The organism is Pantoea sp. X-Soil-ISGK-355, from assembly GCF_059730805.1.
This window is the reverse complement of the sequence record NZ_AP035972.1, coordinates 535,378-554,996: the sequence shown is the minus strand read 5'-3', so window position 1 is coordinate 554,996 and position 19,619 is coordinate 535,378. Positions and strand designations below refer to the sequence as shown.

The following is a 19,619-nucleotide window of genomic DNA, read 5'->3' as shown; positions in this document are numbered from 1 at the left end:
CTCTCTATGATCTATTAAGGATCGTTTTTTAGGATCGGGTCAGTGTATAAGTGGATAACTGACTGGCAGGTATGATTTTCAGACTCACAGACAGGTTGCGTAATAGCCCCATCTTCGCAACCCCTTCACACTTCCTGAACATCGCCTGTGCAATTCCAACATTCTCAATCGATAAACAACTTCCTCACTATTATTCATTTTTCATCATTAACTACAGCGTGTATCGTTTCTCAATTACTGAACGAATGAGGAATACAGCACCATGACTGAACATGCTCTATCACGTAACCCGGCAACAGGTGAAATTCTGGCACGCTATCCTCTGCAGAACAGCACCGAACTGGAACAGACACTGGCAGAAAGCGCTTCCGCTTTTGCAGCATGGCAGCACAGCAGTATGAGTGACCGGGTGCGCGTATTGCGTCAGCTCGGCGAACAGATCCGTCTGAGAGAACAGGATCTTTCTCGCATGATTACGCTGGAAATGGGTAAACCCATTGCACAGGCTCGCGCTGAAGTACTGAAATGTGCAAATTTGTGCGACTGGTATGCAGAATATGGCCCGGCAATGCTGGCCGATCAGCCCACTCAGATTACCGATGCGTGGCAGCGATTCCGTCCCATTGGGGTGATCCTGGCTGTCATGCCATGGAATTTCCCCCTGTGGCAGGTTCTGCGGGGCGCAGTCAGTATGTTGCTGGCAGGCAACACCTATCTGCTTAAACACGCGCCTAACGTCATGGGAAGCGCCACACTGATGGCTGAACTGTTCAGGGCAACCGATCTGCCTGCTGGCGGCTTTAACCTGATAAACGTCGACAACGACGGTGTCTCCGTCGCGATTAAAGATGACCGCATTGCTGCCGTCGCGGTTACCGGCAGCGTACGGGCAGGTGCAGCCATCGCGGCTCAGGCAGGTGCAGCGCTCAAGAAAACGGTACTGGAACTGGGTGGATCCGATCCCTTTATTGTGCTGGCGGATGCCGATCTTGATGAAGCGGTTAAATCTGCCGTTATTGGACGTTTCCAGAATACCGGGCAGGTGTGTATGGCTGCCAAACGCTTTATTGTTGAAGCTCCAATCGCTGAAGAATTTGAAAAACGCTTCACTACCGCGGTCCAGGCACTCACCATGGGCGATCCGCTGGATGAAAGCACTTTTCTGGGTCCGATGGCACGCGCCGATCTGCGCGATGAACTGGATGGACAGGTGAAAGCAACACTACGTGAAGGTGCGCGTCTGGTGCTGGGTGGCGAGAAGGTGGCAGGGCAGGGTAACTACTATGCGCCAACCATTCTCGCTGATGTTACCAGCACCATGACCGCGTTCAGGCAGGAGCTGTTTGGTCCGGTCGCGGCCATTGCCGTAGCACGGGATCCTCAGCATGCGCTGGAGATTGCCAATGACAGCGAATTTGGCCTCAGTGCTACCGTCTGGAGCGGTAACGAAGAAACTGCTGATCGGCTGGCACTGCAGCTGGAAGTCGGTGCCGTGTTTATTAATGGCAACGGCGCGTCCGATCCGCGCGTTACCATTGGTGGCGTCAAGAAAAGTGGCTATGGTCGTGAGCTGTCACACTTTGGTGTGCACGAATTCTGTAACGTGCAGACCGTGTGGAAAAACCGCCGCTAGTTTTTACTGCGCTGCCGGAAGATAGGCAGGCGCAGTTTTAGCGACCTCACTGAGCGGGCGCAGCAACCGATGCGGGGCAAACCCACTCAGCATCGGTGAAGGTGTACCGCTCAGCATCTCCTCAGCCACCAGTCTGCCCAGCAAGGGGGCAAGGGTCATGCCACTATGACTGACCATCAGATAAACGCGTGCTGACTCACTGATGTAGCCCAGTGCGGGCAATCCATCTGCCGGGCGCGATCGCTGTCCTGTTTCAATCCGCTCAATTCTCGCGCCTTCGGTGTTTTTAAACAGCCGCCGCAACCGACGCAGCATCTCTTTGCCAATCATTCCATCCGGCGAGACCGGCCGCGCCGGATCGGCGTGCTGATCCAGATCCAGCGCCTGCAGCATCAGGCGACCACCGCCATCCGGCCGCACATTCAGTTCCGGGGTAATCAGATTGCATCTAAGTGGGATCGGCAAAGGCTGCGTCTGCGCCAGAAAACTGCAGGCAACAGGATCGGCGCGGTTCGCATCGGTCATCGCCAGTTCAAGCCCGCACTGACTTATCAGTTCCGGCGCCCAACGGCCGGTTGCCAGCACCAACTGATCGCCGCGCCATTCATCCCCACTGGCCAGCGTAAGATGGACATCCTGCGCCGATTCAGTCAGCGTCGTCACTTCATTATTGCAGACCAGCTGCCCGCCACTGGTACGCAGATCAGCCAGCAGAGAGGCGATAAACAGGCTGGGATAGAGCAGGCACTCCGAAGGGAAAGACCAGGCGTGCTGAACGCGGGGATCGAGCCGCAACTCAGGCATTGCGCCCAGGAGTGCGGCGCGGCTACGTTTCTCTACGGGATAATCGAGCGTCGTAAGCTTTGCTGCGCGCTGCGCCAGCTGACGCAGGGATAATTCATCGGCTGCCCACTCCAGCGTGCCGGTTTCCAGCAGCCATCGGGGCGATGCAGGATGACTGGCCTGCCAGCGCTTATGCTCGTCTATCGCATGGGCATTAAGATCATGGTAGCTGGTGGGTTCTTTGCCGTTGGCATTGACCCAGGCGTAGCTGATCTGACTGGTTCCGTTGCCAGGATAGTTTTTATCGAAGACGGTGACCTGTGCGCCCCGTCGCGACAATGACTGCGCGACGGCTAAACCCAGCACGCCTGCACCGATTACAGCAATACGTTGTGGCATATCTGGTCTCTCCTGAACAGGGATTAGTGAAAAACTGCTACCCGCCGGTTCGCTTACTATTGCGAAGTCAAAGAAGTACGTCAACCGCTACGTCAGGCGGTGGTTTCATCGAACCACGCGGGCACCGGATCGGCCAGAGTGATCCACTGTTCAGGCCCCGCAGCCATCTCCTGTGGTGTCAGCAACGCATGATCCAGCGCGGCACGGACGCTCTTCTCGTCCATCTCAATGCCGATAAAGACCAGCTCCTGGCGCGCGTCGCCGGTACCTTCCTGCCACTGTTCAGCGATAAAGTTGAGCGAATCCGCATCCTGTGGCCATTCAGTTCTCGGCACGCTGACCCACCAGCGCCCGGCATAACCCTGACGTGCCACTGCGCCCGCCTGCGACCACATCGCGGCATATTCCGGCCGACTGGCCAGCCAGAAGTAGCCTTTAGAGCGGATAACGCCATCAAGCTGGTGGTTTACTGCATGCCAGAAACGCTGCGGATGGAACGGACGACGGGCGCGATAGACAAAGTTACGAATGCCATACTCCTCCGATTCCGGCTGATGCTCACCGCGCAGGGTCTGCAGCCAGCCGGGTGCCTGCGCTGCCCGGTCAAAATCAAACCGGCCGGTATTCAGCAGGCAGTCCAGCGGAACCTGCCCAAACTCACTGTTCACAATAAGCGCATGCGGATTAAGCGCCTGCAGCATGCCCTTCAACTGGTGCAGCTGCGCCGGGCTGAGCAGGTCCGTTTTGTTCAGCACCAGCAAATCACAAAACTCAATCTGATCCACCAGCAGATCAACCACGGATCGCTCATCCTGCTCGCCCAGCGACTCACCGCGCGACTGAAGATCATCGACTGAACGGTAATCGCGCAGGAAGTTAAAGCCATCCACCACGGTAATCATGCTATCCAGCCGGGCATAGGCTGAAAGACTTTCACCCGCTTCATCTTCAAACGTAAAGGTTTCGGCGACCGGCAGCGGTTCAGAAATACCGGTAGACTCAATCACCAGGTGATCGAAACGCCCGGCCTGAGCCAGACGTTTTACCTCCAGCAGCAGATCTTCTCGCAACGTGCAGCAGATACAGCCGTTACTCATTTCGACCAGCTTTTCGTCGGTGCGGGAGAGCTGCGCACCGCCATCGCGCACCAGCGCAGCATCAATATTAATTTCAGACATATCATTGACGATCACCGCGATGCGACGTCCTTCGCGGTTGTTCAGAATATGATTAAGCAGGGTAGTTTTACCGGCACCGAGAAAGCCAGAGAGAACGGCAACCGGCAGACGGGGATCGTCTGATGTCAGAGCAGAGAGTGTCATGGTGTTACCTGTAAGAACGCAATTAAAGATATGTTATAACATAACATTAATGGATTTGTTTTCAACCCGGATTTGTGCTTTTGTTTTGGGTATCAAAGAGCGTTTAAAAGGAGCGGAAATGCAACAACTCACGCTTGTCCCGCGTCTGATGCCAGCCGTCAGGTGCGGAGAGAAAACCTCGACAATTCGCTGGCTGGAGGGCGATATCACCATTGGCCCGCTGAGACTGGTGAATCAGCAGGATGAAAATGACGCGGTAATCGTGTCGGTGACGCAGGTCGACACGCTGCGCTTAAGCGAAGTCGCCGCAATGCTGGGAAAACAGGAGAAATGGCCTGATGAGGTGCTGCTGGAAGGGATGCGCGAGCACTATCCGGAGATCAGGCTGAGCAGTGAGGTGCAGCTAATCACTCACCTCACGCCCGCAGAAACCCTGCAGAAGCTCCCTGAATAGTGATCAGCTGTGCTCAATCACCAGCAGCGCCATCGTATCGGCTTCCAGCGCCCGAAAGATATGCAGCTCGTCGCCCGGATAGGTAATGTAATCACCCACATCCAGCTCTACGGCGCTGTCCACCGGCCCCACCAGCGCCCGACCTTTAGCAATAATAATATGCTCTATAGTATTGGGAATATGGGGCTGCGATATGCGCTCACTGCCAGGCTGAACCTCCAGCAGATAGATATCACGCCGGACGCCAGGCGGGCAGGATGCCAGCAGAACCGCCTGATAGTCAGCCAGATCGGCGGTTACTGTCAGGCCCTCTCCACGGCGGATCACCTGCAGACGACGCGCATCCGGCTCCAGCAGCCGTGAAAACGGAATATTCAGCGTTACGCACAGTGACCACAGCGTCTCAATGCCCGGATTGCCATTACCCGCCTCCAGCTGTGAGAGCGTTGATTTGGCGATACCGGCGCGGCGCGCGACTTCGGCCAGTGACAGGCCGGCTCGCTGACGTTCACGCACTAAGGCATTGGCAATGATGCTGATAGGGGTATTCAAACGCACTCCTGATAAACGAAAAGTTTTTTATAACGAACGAATTGTTCGGCTTGTAAAACGCCGCTGCAGTGTTCATTATATCGGATTATACGTTCATTATGAGACAGAGAAATGCTTTTTCCGCAAATGCAGTTGCTGGACAAAGGGGTGATCAAAGCGATTTTTCTGGTCTGCCTGGCTGATGGAATTGTCGGTTTATCCTATGGCTCGCTGGCCTCCGCCGACGGGTTTCCGCTCTGGGTACCGCTGGCACTGTCAACGCTGGTGCTGGCAGGTGCGTCTGAGTTTCTGTTTATCGGCATTGTGGCTGGCGGCGGCAGTCCCTTTACCGCGGCCGCTGCGGGCCTGCTGGTGAATGCACGTCATCTCCCTTTTGGCATTGCGGTCAAAGATCTGGTGGGAAAGGGTTCCCTGGGCTGGTTTGGCTGTCACATTATGAATGATGAAAGCGTGGTGTTTGGTATCTCACAACCACAGCTTGCCCAGCGTCGCAGCGCGTACTGGCTGTGCGGCCTCGGTATCGGCTTAATCTGGCCGGTGAGTGTTATGACCGGGGCGGCGATTGGTCAGTTTATTCCTGATGTCTCAATGATTGGGCTGGATGCGGTGTTTCCGGCGATCCTGATTGCTCTGATCTTCCCGGCGCTGCGCCAGCGGCGAACCAGAATCCCCGCCACCGTCGGCGCGCTGCTCTCCTTACTGGCGACGCCGCTGGTTCCGGCGGGCATGCCAGTACTGTTCTCGCTGCTTGGCCTGCTGACATGGAGATCGCGCAAATGACGCATCAGGGAATGATCATTGCCGGCATCGCCATGCTGGCCGCCGGAACGTATCTGATGCGCTTTGCCGGTGTCAGGCTGGGAAATCGTCTGCCTATCAGCGAGCGCACTCAGCAGCTGCTCTCCGACGCTGCCACGGTGTTACTGCTGGCCGTCGCGGCGACCACCACGCTGTTTGAAGGCCAGCATTTTGCCGGTGTGGCACGGGTGGCGGGCGTGGGGTTTGCCCTGTTGCTGGCCTGGCGTCGGGCTCCACTGATTGTCATTATTCTGGGGGCGGCAGCGATGACCGCGCTGTTGCGTTTTCTCGGCGTGGCCTGATGCTGCTTTACACGACTTCCCCGGACATCACTGTAAAGCGCCTCCAGCGCCCAGGATTGCTATCTGACCGGGCATCACGGCATGATGGTCACTCATCACCCGCCGGAGTTTACGCATGAATCGTCCGCTACAGATTGGTCTGTTACTTTTCCCTGATGTTACCCAGCTCGATTTAACCGGCCCGTGGGAGGTATTTGCACGCACGCCCGGCGTGGAGTGCCATCTGATCTGGAAAAATCGTCAGCCGGTACGCTCCGATCGCGGCCTGTCGATATTACCGACTACCACCTTTGACGATTGTCCATTACTGGATGTGATCTGCATACCGGGCGGGCCAGGACAGATTGCCCTGATGTCGGATGATGAAACGCTGAATTTTCTGCGACGGCAGGCTGACCAGGCGCAATGGGTCACTTCGGTCTGTACCGGTTCGCTGGTGCTGGGCGCTGCCGGATTGCTGAAAGGATACCGAGCGACCTCACACTGGAGTTCCATCGATCAACTAGCTTTGCTGGGCGCGGAGCCAGTGAATCAGCGGGTGGTGCGTGACCGCAACCGTATCAGCGGCGCAGGCGTCACCTCCGGCATCGATTTTGCCCTGACGCTGGTGGCGGAAATCGCAGGAGACGCCGTCGCCAGAGCCGTTCAGCTGCAGATGGAATATGACCCCGAACCACCGTTTTCCTCCGGCTCGCCGCAGACCGCGCCGCCCGCGGAGGTGGCGCAGGCACGGGCGAAAATGGCTGAGTTCATTGCTACGCGCCGTGTAGCAACTGAGCGGGCCGCGCGGCGACTACAGGCTGATCAGCTTACGGACGCCGGGGATGCGCAACAGCAGAAGTGACAGCGCCATCGAGATGATCAGCGTCAGGGCGATGACCAGCAGTTTATCGCCCAGAGTCTGAATGCGGATAGCGGCTGCCAGCACACCAAAAATCAGGTAATGCAGGATATAAACACCGGTCATGGTCTTGCCGAGTGTGGTCAGAAATGAGGTCAGCCATTGGGCTTTATCCGGCAGCCGGATAGCGTTAATGCTGATCACGATCAGCACCACCAGCAGATAAACCTGTGAGCCGGTCAGCACCACATCATTGTGGGTCGCCAGAAAGCGCGCGATAAAGTAATAGCGCTCATACAGCCAGGTAAAGAGATACACCGCGGGCAGCAGTAGAAGGCTCACCTTTATGACTCTGGGTGATGTCAGTAACTGCATCACCCGTGGCGCAGCCATCAGTCGGCCCGTAAGGTAATAAAGTACCCAGGTCCAGATTCGGTACTGTGGCAGCAGCGAAAAGGCCCGCTGGTCCGGATAGAGGCTGGCGAGCAGGTCATAAGCAAAGGCCAGCACCAGCAACAATAAAATCCCTGCTGCCATTGCGCCAGGCCGCTGAATCAGCCAGTCGATTAGCGGATGCGAGATGTAAATGACAATCAGTGCAATCACAAACCACGGCTGGATCAGGTAGCCTTTGTGGTGCATCCCGGCAAACCAGAAAAAGCTGAACCAGAAGATAAAAATCAGCATAATGCGGCGAATTTTGCCAAGCTGCCATGCGGGTGTGTGCAGCTCGCCCGCGTCGAGATAGCCGCTCAGCAGAAAATAGAGCGGCGTAGCAATGGTCGAGATAAAACTCAGCACATTCAGCGTCAGATTAACGTCGTAATGGTAGCTGTCGTAACTCTGATACAGCGTGAAAAACGACACGGCGGTGATGCAGGCCAGCGTCTTCAGCATTGCCAGCCCGGTCTTATTCACCGTGTGCCTCCCGTCCGTGGAAGCAGCGATAGATCACCGGCAGCACCAGCAGGGTCAGCACCGTCGCAAATCCCAGACCAAAAATAATCACCACCGCCATGCTCTGGAAGAAAACGTCGCGCAACAGCGGCAGCAGGCCCAGTACGGTAGTAAAGGCCGTCAGCAGGATAGGGCGGAGGCGCGACGTCGCCGCATCAATAATCGCGAGCTGCAACGGCTTTTCCTGCCGGAACAGCCGGATCTCCTCAATCAGCACGATCCCGTTGCGGAGCAACATCCCTGACAGGCTGAGCAGCCCGATCAGCGCCATAAAGCCAAAGGGAATACCGGTGATCAAAAAGCCACAGGTCACACCAATCATCGCCAGCGGCACGGTGATCCAGATTGCGACGGCGTCACGCAGCGAGTTGAACATCAGCACGGTAATGATGAACATGGCCAGAAAGCCTACCGGCAGCGAACTCAGCAGACCACTTTGTGCTTCTCGTGAGCTCTCAAGTTCGCCACCCCAATCCAGTCGATAGCCCGCCGGGAGTTTAAGCTGATCGATCTGCGGCTGAACCCGTGCTACTACCTGCGCGGACGTTAAGCCTGAGGCGGGATCGGGATCCGTCTGCACCGTCATCACGCGCGTACGGTCACGACGCATAATCAGCGGGTTCTCCCACTCCAGCCGGAAGTCAGAAATCACATTGCTCAGCGGCACAAAGTGCTGCAGGGCAGCGCTCCAGAGCTGAATGTTTTCGATGTGATCAACACTCTGCCGCTCTTCATCAGCCGGATAGAGCATCACCGGCATCAGCCGCGATCCGTCCCGGAAAATGCCCACGGCATCGCCGCTGAAATTCATTCTCAGCGCCTGATCGATATCGCGCTTATCAATGCCCAGCTCCTGACCACGCAGTGCCGAATAGACCGGGCGGATCACTTTGCTGCGCTCCTGCCAGTCATTACGTACCGGGAACGTCGATCCATCCGCCAGAAAAATCGCATCCAGCTGGCTGCCGATGTGACGCAGCACTTCCGGATCCGGGCCGGTTACTCTCAGGGCAATCGCGCTGTCACTGGCGCTGCCAAACTGAATGCGCTTGATGCGCTGATTCACCTGCGGGAAGTTCTGCTGAATATAATGCTCGGTCTTCAGCGCCAGTGCATCCAGCTGCCGGGCATCCTTAACCCGCACCATAATCTGTGCGAAGTTGCTGTACTGGCGCGCCGCGTCATAGGTCAGGGTAAAACGCAGTGCACCCTGACCCACTGTGGTCACCGTTGCCGTAACAGCCGGATCCTGATTAATAAACCGGGCTATTTCCCCCGCAGTATCTGCGGTGTAGTGAATATCGGTGCCATAGGGCAGCCAGAGATCGGTAAAAAAGACCGGCGTGCTGGATGAGGGGAAAAAGTTCTGCTTCACCAGAGTAAAGCCATACAGCGACAGTGCCAGCAGCGCGACCATCGTCGCCAGCGTGATCAAGCGAAAACGCAAAAGGTCGCCCAGCGCCTGGCGGTAGAGCCGAAAAACGATGCCCTGGTAAGGATCGGAGAGGTCAGTTTTGGCGGGCTTCGCTGCGCCACGACGTTTCTCGCTCCAGTTAATAAATACCGGGGTCAGTGTCAGCGCGGTTACCCAGCTCAGCATCAGCGAAATCAGCAGCACCTGGAACAGCGATTTACAATATTCGCCGGTTGAGTCCTGCGACAGGCCAATCGGTGCGAAGGCAAGTATCGCGATAATCGTGGCACCCAGCAGGGGCAGGGCTGTACGGCGTACCATGCGGGAAATCGCCTGCTGTAAAGGATGTCCGCGCTGATGATCGATCTTCACCCCTTCGACGACGACGATGGCATTATCCACCAGCATGCTGAGCGAAATAATCAGCGCGCCCAGCGATACCCGCTGCAGTTCCAGTTTAAACAGGTACATGATCAATAGTGTGCCGAGCACGTTAAGTGCCAGTGATGCGGCAATCACCATGCCGCTGCGCAGGCCCATAAACAGCAGCAGCGTTCCCACTACAATTGCCAACGCCATCAGAAAGTTGAGGATAAAGCCATCAACAGACTGTTTCACCTCGTGCGCCTGATTGTAGAACACCTTCAGGCTGATCCCGGCGGGGGTATCCTGCTGATAGTGCGCTATCCGGGCGGAGAGCGCGTCGCCAACATCAATCACGTTGACGCCAGGCGCAAACGAAATGCCGATTGCCAGTGCCGCTTCACCATCGGCAAAGTAGATATTGGCCGGGTTATCGGTCACGCCACGTGTCAGGGTGGCGATATCGCGCAGATGCACGTTCTGCGGGCTGCCCGCAGGCAGAATGGGCAGATTCGCCAGGTCGTCGAGTGTCTTTAGCTCGCCGGTAGGGTGAAAACGGATGGATTCGCTGTCGACCCGCAGCGTGCCGGCACTGGCAACACTGTTATTCCGGTTCAGCAGATCGGCGATGCGCTGCGGCGTCATACCATAGGCGGACATTTTGCTGGCGGAAAGGGCAATGCGGACCTCCTCCTGCTCAACGCCCGCTACCGCGACTTTCGCCACGCCCGGCACCAGTACGAGATCGCGCCGCAGCTGATCGGCATAGTTACGCAGTTCGCTGTTCGTAAAGTCTTTGCCGTGGATAACGAAGAAATAGCCATACACATCGCCGAAGTCGTCGTTCACCAGTGGAGCCTGCACGCCTGGAGGAAACTGCCGGGCCGCATCGCCGACGCGGCGACGTAGCTCATCCCAGATTTGCGGCAGCTGATCGGCAAGATAGCGGGTGTGGATATTGACGGTAATCTGCGACAAGCCGTTGCCTGAAATAGACGTGACATTGTCCAGTGATGGCAGGCGCTGCAGCGCATTCTCCAGCGGCAGGGTCACCTCTTCTTCGACCTGCTGGGCTGACGCGCCAGGATAGTGGGTGACAATCACCGCCGACTTGATGGTAAACAGCGGATCCTCAAGGCGGCCAATGTTCAGCAGGGCATAAATGCCGCCCACGCCCAGCAGCAGAATAACCATCCAGATGCGAATGGGTTTATCAAGAAAGTGCTCCTGAATACGCATTATAACCCCCGCTCACGCTGCCAGATGCGCACCGCTTCACCGTCACGCAGCTCACCCACACCGGCAGCAACAATGCGGTCGCCCGGCTGCAGCCCGCTGATAATTTCAATGCCCTGCGCGGTAAGACGACCTACTTCGACAGGGCGATCTTTAATGCGCAGAGCCTCGCCATCCTGCTCAACCAGCCAGACGTGCGGCTGATTAGTGGGGCTGCGATCGGGATTGAACACCGCAGCCGCCGGTACCACCAGCCGCGGCTGCGCTGGGGCATTCGGCAGGTTATGCAGCTTAACGCGCACTGAGCCGCTAAGGCCGGCAACGCCAGGCAGATCATCGGGACGCAGCATGGTCAGCACCACCTGGTACGTCAGCGTGGCAGCGTCGGTCTGGCTGGTGTGCTCTTTATATTGCGCGTTGAAAAAGCGGCCTGGCAGGGCGTTAAACTGCACCTCCGGCTGATAGTGAATATTCTGGATGTCCAGGCTGGTAAAGAGGGTTTCAGGCAGCGTGAAGATAACATCGAGCAGATCGGCCCGGGTCAGCAGCGCAATCGGCTGTCCGGCGGCTACGACCTGATGATTACGCGCCTGTACTCTGGCAATCACCCCATCAAACGGCGCGCGCAGGGTCAGGAACTGTAACTCTTCCTGCGCGATTTTCAGTGCGGTAGCGGCGGCATCACGGTTAGCACGCTGCACATCCATTTCCGATTTTGAAACGGCGCTGCGCTGGGCCAGCGTGTTAAAGCGCTGAAATTGCCGCTCCGCCAGCTGTAGCGCGGTCTGACGATCGCGCACCCGTAGTGTCGCATCCGTGTCGTTCAGGGTGGCAAGAATTTGACCCGCTTTCACGGGCGTTCCGTCACGGATGTCGAGCTGTACCAGCTGGCCCGCCCTTTTGAAAGCCAGGTCGGTATTATCTCCAGCCTGAATACGGGCAGGAAATACCCGGATATTCTGCGCAATGTCCGGCTCAAGGGTAAAAACTTTTATTACGCGGGGTGGTGGCGCGTCCGGTTCTTTTTTTTCATCGCACGCTGTCATAAATAAGCAACAGAGAAAAACAGGAATAACCTTGCGTTTAATCATTTTATTCGCCTTAACATCAGCTATTTCACTGCGGTTTAATAAGCGTTAAGGCGTCATTAGCCTGGTGCTTATCGCCACCGGGATAAAAATATTTTTTAATATTCGTAATCTTATTTTAACGAGACGGCAGGGCCGCTTCGCCTGGATCGGGTTACGCTGCCATATGAGAGACCACCAGCCAGGTCAGTAAGCCGACTAATGTGGTTGCGGTGACCGCGAGAATAACGAAACCGCAAAGCATGATAATGCTCTGTTTTTTCATCAGAGTTTCCTTTTGCGAGCCAGAGTACAAGCCGAAGCACACTGCATCAGCATACTTAAACCTTACCTAAACAAAAACAACGTTGTTATTCTCATAATATAGGTTAGATTTAATTTAGCCATTTTATGTTATTCATCAGACGTTTCTTACCTAAATATGATATCGGTCATTACCGGCGGGAGCGGCTCCCCGCAAAATGCATGTCTTTTAATTGCGCCTTTAATTCATCGCTAAATGGCACGAGGTTTATATATGCTAAATAATGATAAGCAGGATAAAGCGTTAGCTTTATCTGAGCGCCCCTGGTATCAGCGTAGTGTAGTCGAGATATTTTCTGACCTGCAAAGCTCTCCAGCAGGATTATCGACTGCTGACGCACAGGAACGTCTGCATAAACAGGGGCCAAACGCGCTGCCGCAAAAAGCGGATAAATCAGCGCTGCTCAAATTTATCGCCCATTTTAAAGATGTGCTGATTTATATTCTGCTGGCCGCAGCGGTGATCACCGCGCTTATGGGCCACTGGGTTGATACCTTTGTCATTATCGGCGTGGCCGTTATCAATGCCCTAATCGGCTTTATTCAGGAGAGCAATGCCGAGAAATCGCTGAAAAGCATTCAGAACATGCTCGCCAGTGAAGCGATGCTGGTGCGGGACGGCAAACAGGTCACCGTCGCAACACGCGATATTGTGGTCGGTGACGTGGTGATGTTACGACCCGGCGACAAAATCCCGGCTGACCTGAGACTGTTTGAAGTTAATAACCTGCGGGTTGAAGAGGCGATACTTACCGGCGAATCAACGGTGGTGTCGAAGAAAATCGACACGCTGAGCGGTGAAAAATCGCTGGGGGACCGTCTGAATCTGGCGTTTTCCGGCACCACAGTCAGTTCCGGCACCGCCTCAGGTGTGGTCATCGCCAGTGGGGGTGACACGGAACTGGGCCATATCAACGAAATGATCAGCGGCATAAAAGAGGCTAAAACCCCGCTGCTGGTGCAGATCGACAAACTGGGTAAAGCGATCTTTTTCATCATCCTGCTGATGATGGTCGCTCTGTTTATCTTCGGTTACCTGCTGCGTGACATTCCATTGGGTGAGCTGTCTCTTTCCGTGATCAGCCTGGCGGTTGCGGCCGTGCCGGAAGGTCTTCCCGCTATCATCTCCATCATCCTGTCGCTGGGCGTGCAGTCGATGGCGCGCACTAAAGCGATTATCCGTAAGCTGCCGACTGTCGAAACACTGGGCGCGATGTCCGTGATCTGTTCCGATAAAACCGGCACGCTCACCATGAATGAGATGACGGTGAAAGCCGTAGTGCTGGCGAAGAGCCGCTGGCGCGTCAGCGGAAACAGCTATGAACCCAAAGGGGAGATTGTTGCTGAGCAGGGCGACGCAAGTGGACTCTCTGCGGCCCAGGATCCGCTGTTTCAGCAGTTCCTGCATGCGGTAGACACCTGTAATGAAAGCCAGCTGCGTCAGGAAAGTCAGGGTCACTGGACGATTGTTGGCGGCCCGACTGAAGGCGCGCTGAAGGTGCTGGCGGCGAAGGGCCAGACGACACCTCAGCCGGTTGAGGTGGTGAGCAAGCTGCCGTTCGATTCCCTCTATAAATATATGGCGGTCAGTTGTGTTGCCAGCGGCGAATCTTATGTGCTGCTGACCGGTGCGCCAGATGTACTGCTGACGCTGTGTCAGCAGCAGCAAACACCGGAGGGCGCCGAGCCGATTGATCGCGCTTACTGGGATGCCGCCATCACCACTTACGCCAGCGAAGGGCTGCGCACCGTAGCCGCCGCCTGGAAGCGAACATCTGCACCCGTTACCGCGCTGGACCATGCCGATCTGAAAAGTGACATGGTGCTGCTGGGTCTTGCCTGCATGATGGATCCCCCACGCCCGGAAGCGATTGCCGCCATCGACGAGTGTCAGAAAGCGGGTATTCGCGTCAAAATGATCACCGGCGACCATCAGGAAACCGCGATGGCGATTGGTCAGATGCTGGGTATTGGCAACAGTCAGGCCGCCATCACCGGCTACCAGCTTGAACACATGAGCGATGCCGAACTGGCCGACGCCGCAAAAACCTATGACATCTTCGCCCGAACCAGCCCGGAACATAAACTGCGTCTGGTGAAAGCGCTGGAAGCGAGCGGTGAGATCGTCGGCATGACCGGCGATGGTGTGAATGACGCACCGGCGCTGAAACAGGCCAACGTCGGCATTGCGATGGGCATCAAAGGCACCGAGGTGACAAAAGAGGCGGCCGATATGATTCTGGCCGACGATAACTTCGCCACTATCGCTGCGGCGGTGAAAGAAGGACGTCGCGTTTACGACAACCTCAGGAAAACCATTCTGTTTATCATGCCAACAAACCTGGCGCAGGGCCTGCTGATTATTATCGCGATTCTGATGGGCAATCTGCTGCCGTTGACTCCGGTACAGATCCTGTGGATGAACATGGCGACGTCGGCCACGCTGTCGTTTGGTCTGGCGTTTGAACCTGCTGAAGCCAATGCGATGCGCCGGCCACCGCGTAATGTGAAAGCGCATGTAATGGATGCTTATGCTATCTGGCGCGTGGTGTTTGTCGGCCTGCTAATCTCCATCAGTGCCTTTGTGCTGGAGGCCTGGCTGCAACCGCGCGGCTACAGCGCTGAGTTTATCCGCACCGTCCTCCTGCAGATGCTGGTCACCGCGCAATGGGCTTACATGCTTAACTGCCGTAATTCTGATGGCTTCTCACTGGATCGCGGTCTGCTGAAAAACCGCGGAATCTGGCTGGTGACGCTGGTACTGATTGTTCTTCAGGCGATCATTATCTATGTGCCATTAATGAATACGCTGTTTGGTACGCGCCCACTGCCAATTAACTACTGGCTGATTTCGCTAATTGTCAGCATCGCGATCTTCATTGTGGTTGAGATTGAGAAACGCCTCACCCGCGCATGGCGGGTGAAGACGGCGTCACTGAGTTAACTCTGACTCCGGGTCCTGCTGCGGATTGCTCGCCAGCAGGACCTTCTTAATCAGATAGGTCAGAGGAATAGCCAGTATCCCGCCCGTAATCCCCAGTAATGCCTGCCAGAAGAGAAACGCCAGCAGCTGTGTGGTGAGCGCCAGATTGAGTCGTTTACCAATCAGCAGAGGTTCAATCACCGAACTCAGGCAGAGGTTCAGCACCATAAAGAAGCCTGAGACCGCCAGCGCAACCTGTAAATCAAACATGATGTAGCTCTGGATCACTGGCGGAATTGCGGCCAGGAAAGAACCCAGCACCGGCACGTAGTTAAAAATAAACATTAACACGCCCCAGAAAAAGGCAAACTTCAGTCCGATCAGGTGTGCACCTAAACCCACGATGATCCCGCCAAGAATACTGGTCAATGTTTTCACCCTGGCATAAACAATAACGCTCTCAATTCCCTCCTGCAGCGCCAGATAAAAGGCCTGATTTTTTCCGCTGACCCGCTGCTGAAGCGCCGCTTTCAGCAGCGGCATCTCATAGAGCATGAACAGCAGCATCAGGAACACCATGATCCACCAGGAGATGACGCCGGGAATTTGCGTCAGAAATGCAGTGACGATGCGCACTATTGCCCCCGCATCCACAAAGGTCAGCAACTGGTCGGGCGTCATACCGATATCGAGGCGGGCAAAGGCCAGCGTCAGCTGTTCAAGCCGGGCCGCCAGCAGCACGGGCGCCTGGCGGCTGAGCTGCATCAAATCGGGGGTCAGCACGGTTAACTTGAGGATAGTGACCACCATGATCAACAGCATCAGCATAATCACCAGTAGTGACGAGACGATGCGCGGTATGCGTTTGTTTTCCAGCCGGGTAATCAGGGGATCAAGCATGATGGCCAGTAACATCGCCAGCAGAACCTGATTGATCAGCGGTGCTGCCAGATAAAGGCCGGTGAGAATAATGGTCAGACAGGCGAGGATAAACAGCACGCGTGCCAGTGGCGGCCACAGGGTAAACCAGCTCAGTCCCATGATTGGGCTCCTTCAGCAAAGATAAGCTGCAGTATAGATGAGGCTTAAGCTTCAGTGCCTTGCGTCAGGTCAGAGGGGGGAGGGTCTGGAGAAAGGTTATGAAATGCGTATCAGCGTCATAATGCATTGTTTAGCGGCTGGGAAAAAGATTTTCATTGCGGGACAAATCAGTCTATCTTAAAGGAAATGATCATTCTCTAATGGTGTTTGCGATGAACGATAACCGTTTTAAAGAGCGGGGACGACCGCGGGCGTTTGATACCGATGCGGCACTGGACAGCGCAATGCTGGTATTCCGGCAAAAGGGCTATCACGCCACCTCGATAGGCGATTTGGGCCAGGCAATGCAACTCACTACCGGCAGCATCTATAAAGCTTTTACCGACAAGCGCACGCTGTTTGCAAGCGTCTTTGCTCGCTATCTCTCAATGCGTAACAGCAGTTTAGCCGCGCGGCTGGCGCAATGTGAAAATGGCCGTGAGAAACTGGCGGCGCTACTCAATTTTTATGTGGATTCAGTGCGCGATGTCGAAGGTGAGCGCGGCTGTCTGGTCGCTGTCAGCGCCGTGGAGCTGCAAACTCTGGATGAGGAACTTGCCGGAGCCGTCAGCGCGGCGCTAATACGCAACCAGCAGAATCTGCAGCAGATAATCAGCCTGGGTCAGCAGGATGGTTCGATCAATCCCGCACTGGACAGAGAGGCCACCGCTTCGTTAATGCTTTGCATCGTGCTGGGGATGCGGGTATCCGGTAAAGTTGCTGCGACCCGGCCCGATGTCAGCATCATCCCCCTGGCGCTGAAATTACTCGACTAAATTTTTTATTCATTAAGGAAGTGATCGTTTCCTTATTTTCCGGAGGTTTTATGCACGTATATCCACTCTACCAGCACCACTTCATTAATATTGACGCGCAGCGGCTGCACTACCTCAGCGCAGGCAGTGAACACGCTGAGACTGTGGTTTTGCTCGCGGGTTTCCCGCAAAGCAGTTATGCCTGGCGGGAGGTTATTCCCTTGCTTGCCAGCCGCTTTCACGTGATCGCACCCGACCTGCCAGGGCAGGGTGATTCTGACTTTCCAGCCAGTGGTTACGACACTGACAGCGTGGCAGAGCGCATACTGGCGCTGCTGGACCTGCTGGGTATCGAACGCTTTCATCTGGCCGGGCATGATATCGGGGCGTGGGTCGCCTGGTCACTTGCGGCAGGCCATCCCGAAAAGGTCAGGCGTCTCGCGCTGCTGGATGGCGGCATTCCCGGCATCACACTGCCTGACTTACTGCCAATGGTGGGTGATAGCGCCTGGAAAACCTGGCATTTTGGATTTCACTGTGTGGATGATTTACCGGAAGCGCTGATCACTGGCAGAGAGGCGATCTACCTGGACTGGTTTTTTAACCGTAAGTCAGCTAATCCACATCGCATCGATGCGGCAGCCCGTTGTGAATATCTGCGCGTTTTTCAGCAGCCCGGAGCCTTGCGGGCCGGACTGGCTTTTTACCGCGCTTTTGCACAGTCGGCAGAGCAGAATCGACAGCGCGCGTTAACAGGCAAACTGGCTTTACCGCTGCTGGCTGTCAGTGCCGACCAGGGATCGATACCCGATATGGCCACCCCGCTGCGCACCGTAGCGCATCAGGTAAGCAGTGAAACTGTTCTCAACTGCGGCCATTTTATTCCCGACGAACAACCCGAGAAATTAGCGGAAATACTGGCAGACTTCTTTGTTCCCTCTCCGGATAAAAGCGCAATATCACCTCAGTGACAGTAGGGAAAGTAATGTCGTGTGGCGGATTATTAATATTATTGCTGATCCGCTGTTATCTCATACAGGTTTCCAATAAATAACACTATCTTATTGATTTTTAAGCATGTAGAGCAGGCTGTTGCGCGTTGCTTTCTGTCGCGTGCTGTGAATAAATAAACGGTCATCAACGTCCGCCATCAGGATAAGATTAAAATAGCGGTCGGCAGCAAAGTGCCGATCGCATATTGCCGGGGCTGCTATGAATCAGGAAAAAGCACGACTGGCCGGGGAAATAAAAGCCAGAGTTAATGAACTTGAATCGCAGTTAGTGGCGATTCGACGTGATATCCATGCGCATCCGGAATTAGGCTTTGATACGCTGCGTACCGCCAGCCTGGTCACAGAGTATCTGCAGGCGCTGGGACTCAATCCCCGCACCGGCGTTGGTCGCAGCGGTGTTGTGGTGGATATCGACGGCGCAGAGCCGGGTAAGACGCTGCTGTTGCGCGCCGACATGGACGCGTTGCCAATCCATGAGCAGACCGGTTTACCGTTTGCCAGCCGCCATCCCGGAAAAATGCATGCCTGTGGGCATGATATTCACACCGCAACGATGCTGGGTGTGGCAACGATCCTGCCGCACTATCGTCAGCAGCTCAAAGGCCGGGTCCGGCTGATATTCCAGCCCGCGGAGGAGACGCCAGAAAGTGGCGCTGAGGCGATGATTGCGGACGGCGCGGCAGATGGCATTGAATGGGCCGTGACCCTGCATAACAAGCCTGAACTGGCTGCGGGGGAAGTCGCCCTGACGCGCGGGGCCAGCACCGCCTCCAGCGATGAATTCGACGTTACGGTACATGGCGTATCGACCCACGCGGCACGTCCTCACATGGGCACCGATCCGATTATCGCGACCGTGCATCTCATCAGCCAGCTACAGACCCTCATCTCACGTGAACGCGATCCCGCTTACTCCGCCGTACTAACCATCGGGCACATTCAGGGTGGTACCACCCACAATATCATTCCCGATAGCTGCCTGTTTCAGGGCACCATCCGGACTAAGTCGCCGGAAGTACGCGCTGCTATGGAAGCCTCGTTTAAACGGATGTGCGAAGGGGTGGCGCTGGCGCAAAACGTACGGGTGGAGGTTAACTTCCAGCGCGGCGTGCCGCCTCTGATGAATGACGATCGTTTGATCGATTCACTGGAACAGATTCTGTCGCATCAGTTTGATAAGCCCATCATTGCGCAGCCCAGCGCCAGCTTTGGTGCCGAAGATTTTTCACTGTTCACGGAACGGGTACCGGGCTGCCAGATTCATATTGGATCGGCCACGCCGGGCCGTGACGATCACCTGCATAACTCCGACTATCAGCCGGACGAACGCAGCATTGCCGCCGGGACGCAGGCGCTGACCCGCCTTGCAATTGATTTACTCTCTTAATAATAAATAAATGAGG

General features: G+C 55.7%; 16 protein-coding genes. 9 read left to right on the top strand and 7 right to left on the bottom strand.

Annotation, left to right across the window (positions count from 1 at the left end; all coding sequences use genetic code 11):
- Nucleotides 1-262: 262 nt before the first annotated feature.
- Nucleotides 263-1,633: an aldehyde dehydrogenase family protein gene (locus tag AC6I8J_RS21270; protein ID WP_497825839.1), complete on the top strand. Its 1,371-nt coding sequence runs from the start codon at nucleotides 263-265 to the stop codon at nucleotides 1,631-1,633.
- A gap of 3 nt (nucleotides 1,634-1,636) precedes the next feature.
- Here the strand turns inward: AC6I8J_RS21270 and AC6I8J_RS21265 are convergent, their stop codons facing one another.
- Together AC6I8J_RS21265 and zigA are read right to left on the bottom strand one after the other, a co-directional pair.
- Nucleotides 1,637-2,815, bottom strand: coding sequence for an NAD(P)/FAD-dependent oxidoreductase (locus AC6I8J_RS21265; protein ID WP_497825838.1), 1,179 nt, complete (start codon nucleotides 2,813-2,815; stop codon nucleotides 1,637-1,639).
- A 92-nt stretch (nucleotides 2,816-2,907) separates the two neighbouring features.
- Nucleotides 2,908-4,137, bottom strand: a complete 1,230-nt coding sequence (zigA, locus tag AC6I8J_RS21260) for a zinc metallochaperone GTPase ZigA (RefSeq protein WP_161736383.1) — start codon at nucleotides 4,135-4,137, stop codon at nucleotides 2,908-2,910.
- Nucleotides 4,138-4,255: 118 nt separating this feature from the next.
- Here zigA and AC6I8J_RS21255 point away from each other — a divergent pair, with 118 nt between their 5' ends.
- Nucleotides 4,256-4,591 (top strand): ASCH domain-containing protein, encoded by a 336-nt coding sequence (locus tag AC6I8J_RS21255; RefSeq protein WP_497825837.1) that lies wholly within the window; start codon nucleotides 4,256-4,258, stop codon nucleotides 4,589-4,591.
- A 3-nt stretch (nucleotides 4,592-4,594) separates the two neighbouring features.
- On the opposite strand, the gene AC6I8J_RS21250 is transcribed toward AC6I8J_RS21255, so the two are convergent.
- Nucleotides 4,595-5,143, bottom strand: coding sequence for a helix-turn-helix domain-containing protein (locus tag AC6I8J_RS21250; protein WP_010246810.1), 549 nt, complete (start codon nucleotides 5,141-5,143; stop codon nucleotides 4,595-4,597).
- A gap of 111 nt (nucleotides 5,144-5,254) precedes the next feature.
- Between AC6I8J_RS21250 and AC6I8J_RS21245 the strand changes: the two genes are divergently transcribed.
- The 3 genes from AC6I8J_RS21245 (at nucleotide 5,255) to AC6I8J_RS21235 (ending at nucleotide 7,087) form a co-directional block, all read left to right on the top strand.
- Nucleotides 5,255-5,923 (top strand): AzlC family ABC transporter permease, encoded by a 669-nt coding sequence (locus AC6I8J_RS21245; protein WP_202605068.1) that lies wholly within the window; start codon nucleotides 5,255-5,257, stop codon nucleotides 5,921-5,923.
- Nucleotides 5,920-6,243, top strand: coding sequence for an AzlD domain-containing protein (locus tag AC6I8J_RS21240; RefSeq protein ID WP_497825836.1), 324 nt, complete (start codon nucleotides 5,920-5,922; stop codon nucleotides 6,241-6,243). Before AC6I8J_RS21245 ends, AC6I8J_RS21240 begins: the two co-directional genes overlap by 4 nt.
- Before the next feature lie 115 nt (nucleotides 6,244-6,358).
- On the top strand, nucleotides 6,359-7,087 hold the full coding sequence (locus tag AC6I8J_RS21235; protein ID WP_497825835.1) for a DJ-1/PfpI family protein: 729 nt from the start codon (nucleotides 6,359-6,361) through the stop codon (nucleotides 7,085-7,087).
- Here AC6I8J_RS21235 and AC6I8J_RS21230 read toward each other — a convergent pair.
- Genes AC6I8J_RS21230 through AC6I8J_RS21220 form a run of 3 tightly spaced genes read right to left on the bottom strand, consistent with a single transcriptional unit; the run spans nucleotide 7,037 to nucleotide 12,145 of the window.
- Nucleotides 7,037-8,002 (bottom strand): acyltransferase family protein, encoded by a 966-nt coding sequence (locus tag AC6I8J_RS21230; RefSeq protein WP_260058681.1) that lies wholly within the window; start codon nucleotides 8,000-8,002, stop codon nucleotides 7,037-7,039. The two genes, AC6I8J_RS21235 and AC6I8J_RS21230, sit on opposite strands and share 51 nt — an antisense overlap.
- Nucleotides 7,995-11,057, bottom strand: coding sequence for an efflux RND transporter permease subunit (locus AC6I8J_RS21225; RefSeq protein WP_497825834.1), 3,063 nt, complete (start codon nucleotides 11,055-11,057; stop codon nucleotides 7,995-7,997). The genes AC6I8J_RS21230 and AC6I8J_RS21225 overlap by 8 nt, the downstream gene beginning before the upstream one ends.
- Nucleotides 11,057-12,145 carry an efflux RND transporter periplasmic adaptor subunit gene (locus tag AC6I8J_RS21220; protein WP_161736389.1) on the bottom strand — a complete coding sequence of 363 codons (1,089 nt, stop codon included), beginning with the start codon at nucleotides 12,143-12,145 and terminating at the stop codon, nucleotides 11,057-11,059. Before AC6I8J_RS21220 ends, AC6I8J_RS21225 begins: the two co-directional genes overlap by 1 nt.
- A 514-nt stretch (nucleotides 12,146-12,659) precedes the next feature.
- On the opposite strand from AC6I8J_RS21220, the gene AC6I8J_RS21215 reads away from it, so the two are divergent.
- On the top strand, nucleotides 12,660-15,389 hold the full coding sequence (locus tag AC6I8J_RS21215) for a cation-transporting P-type ATPase (RefSeq protein WP_161736390.1): 2,730 nt from the start codon (nucleotides 12,660-12,662) through the stop codon (nucleotides 15,387-15,389).
- On the opposite strand, the gene AC6I8J_RS21210 is transcribed toward AC6I8J_RS21215, so the two are convergent.
- Nucleotides 15,378-16,409 (bottom strand): AI-2E family transporter, encoded by a 1,032-nt coding sequence (locus tag AC6I8J_RS21210; RefSeq protein WP_253417855.1) that lies wholly within the window; start codon nucleotides 16,407-16,409, stop codon nucleotides 15,378-15,380. The two genes, AC6I8J_RS21215 and AC6I8J_RS21210, sit on opposite strands and share 12 nt — an antisense overlap.
- A 200-nt stretch (nucleotides 16,410-16,609) precedes the next feature.
- On the opposite strand from AC6I8J_RS21210, the gene AC6I8J_RS21205 reads away from it, so the two are divergent.
- The 3 genes from AC6I8J_RS21205 to AC6I8J_RS21195 all read left to right on the top strand — a co-directional run bounded on the left by AC6I8J_RS21205 (nucleotide 16,610) and on the right by AC6I8J_RS21195 (nucleotide 19,603).
- Nucleotides 16,610-17,224, top strand: coding sequence for a TetR/AcrR family transcriptional regulator (locus tag AC6I8J_RS21205; RefSeq protein WP_497825833.1), 615 nt, complete (start codon nucleotides 16,610-16,612; stop codon nucleotides 17,222-17,224).
- A gap of 50 nt (nucleotides 17,225-17,274) precedes the next feature.
- Nucleotides 17,275-18,174, top strand: a complete 900-nt coding sequence (locus AC6I8J_RS21200) for an alpha/beta fold hydrolase (RefSeq protein ID WP_497825832.1) — start codon at nucleotides 17,275-17,277, stop codon at nucleotides 18,172-18,174.
- Nucleotides 18,175-18,415: 241 nt separating this feature from the next.
- A complete protein-coding gene (locus tag AC6I8J_RS21195; protein ID WP_497825831.1) occupies nucleotides 18,416-19,603 on the top strand; it encodes a M20 metallopeptidase family protein in 1,188 nt (395 codons plus the stop codon).
- The last annotated feature ends 16 nt before the right edge of the window (nucleotides 19,604-19,619 follow it).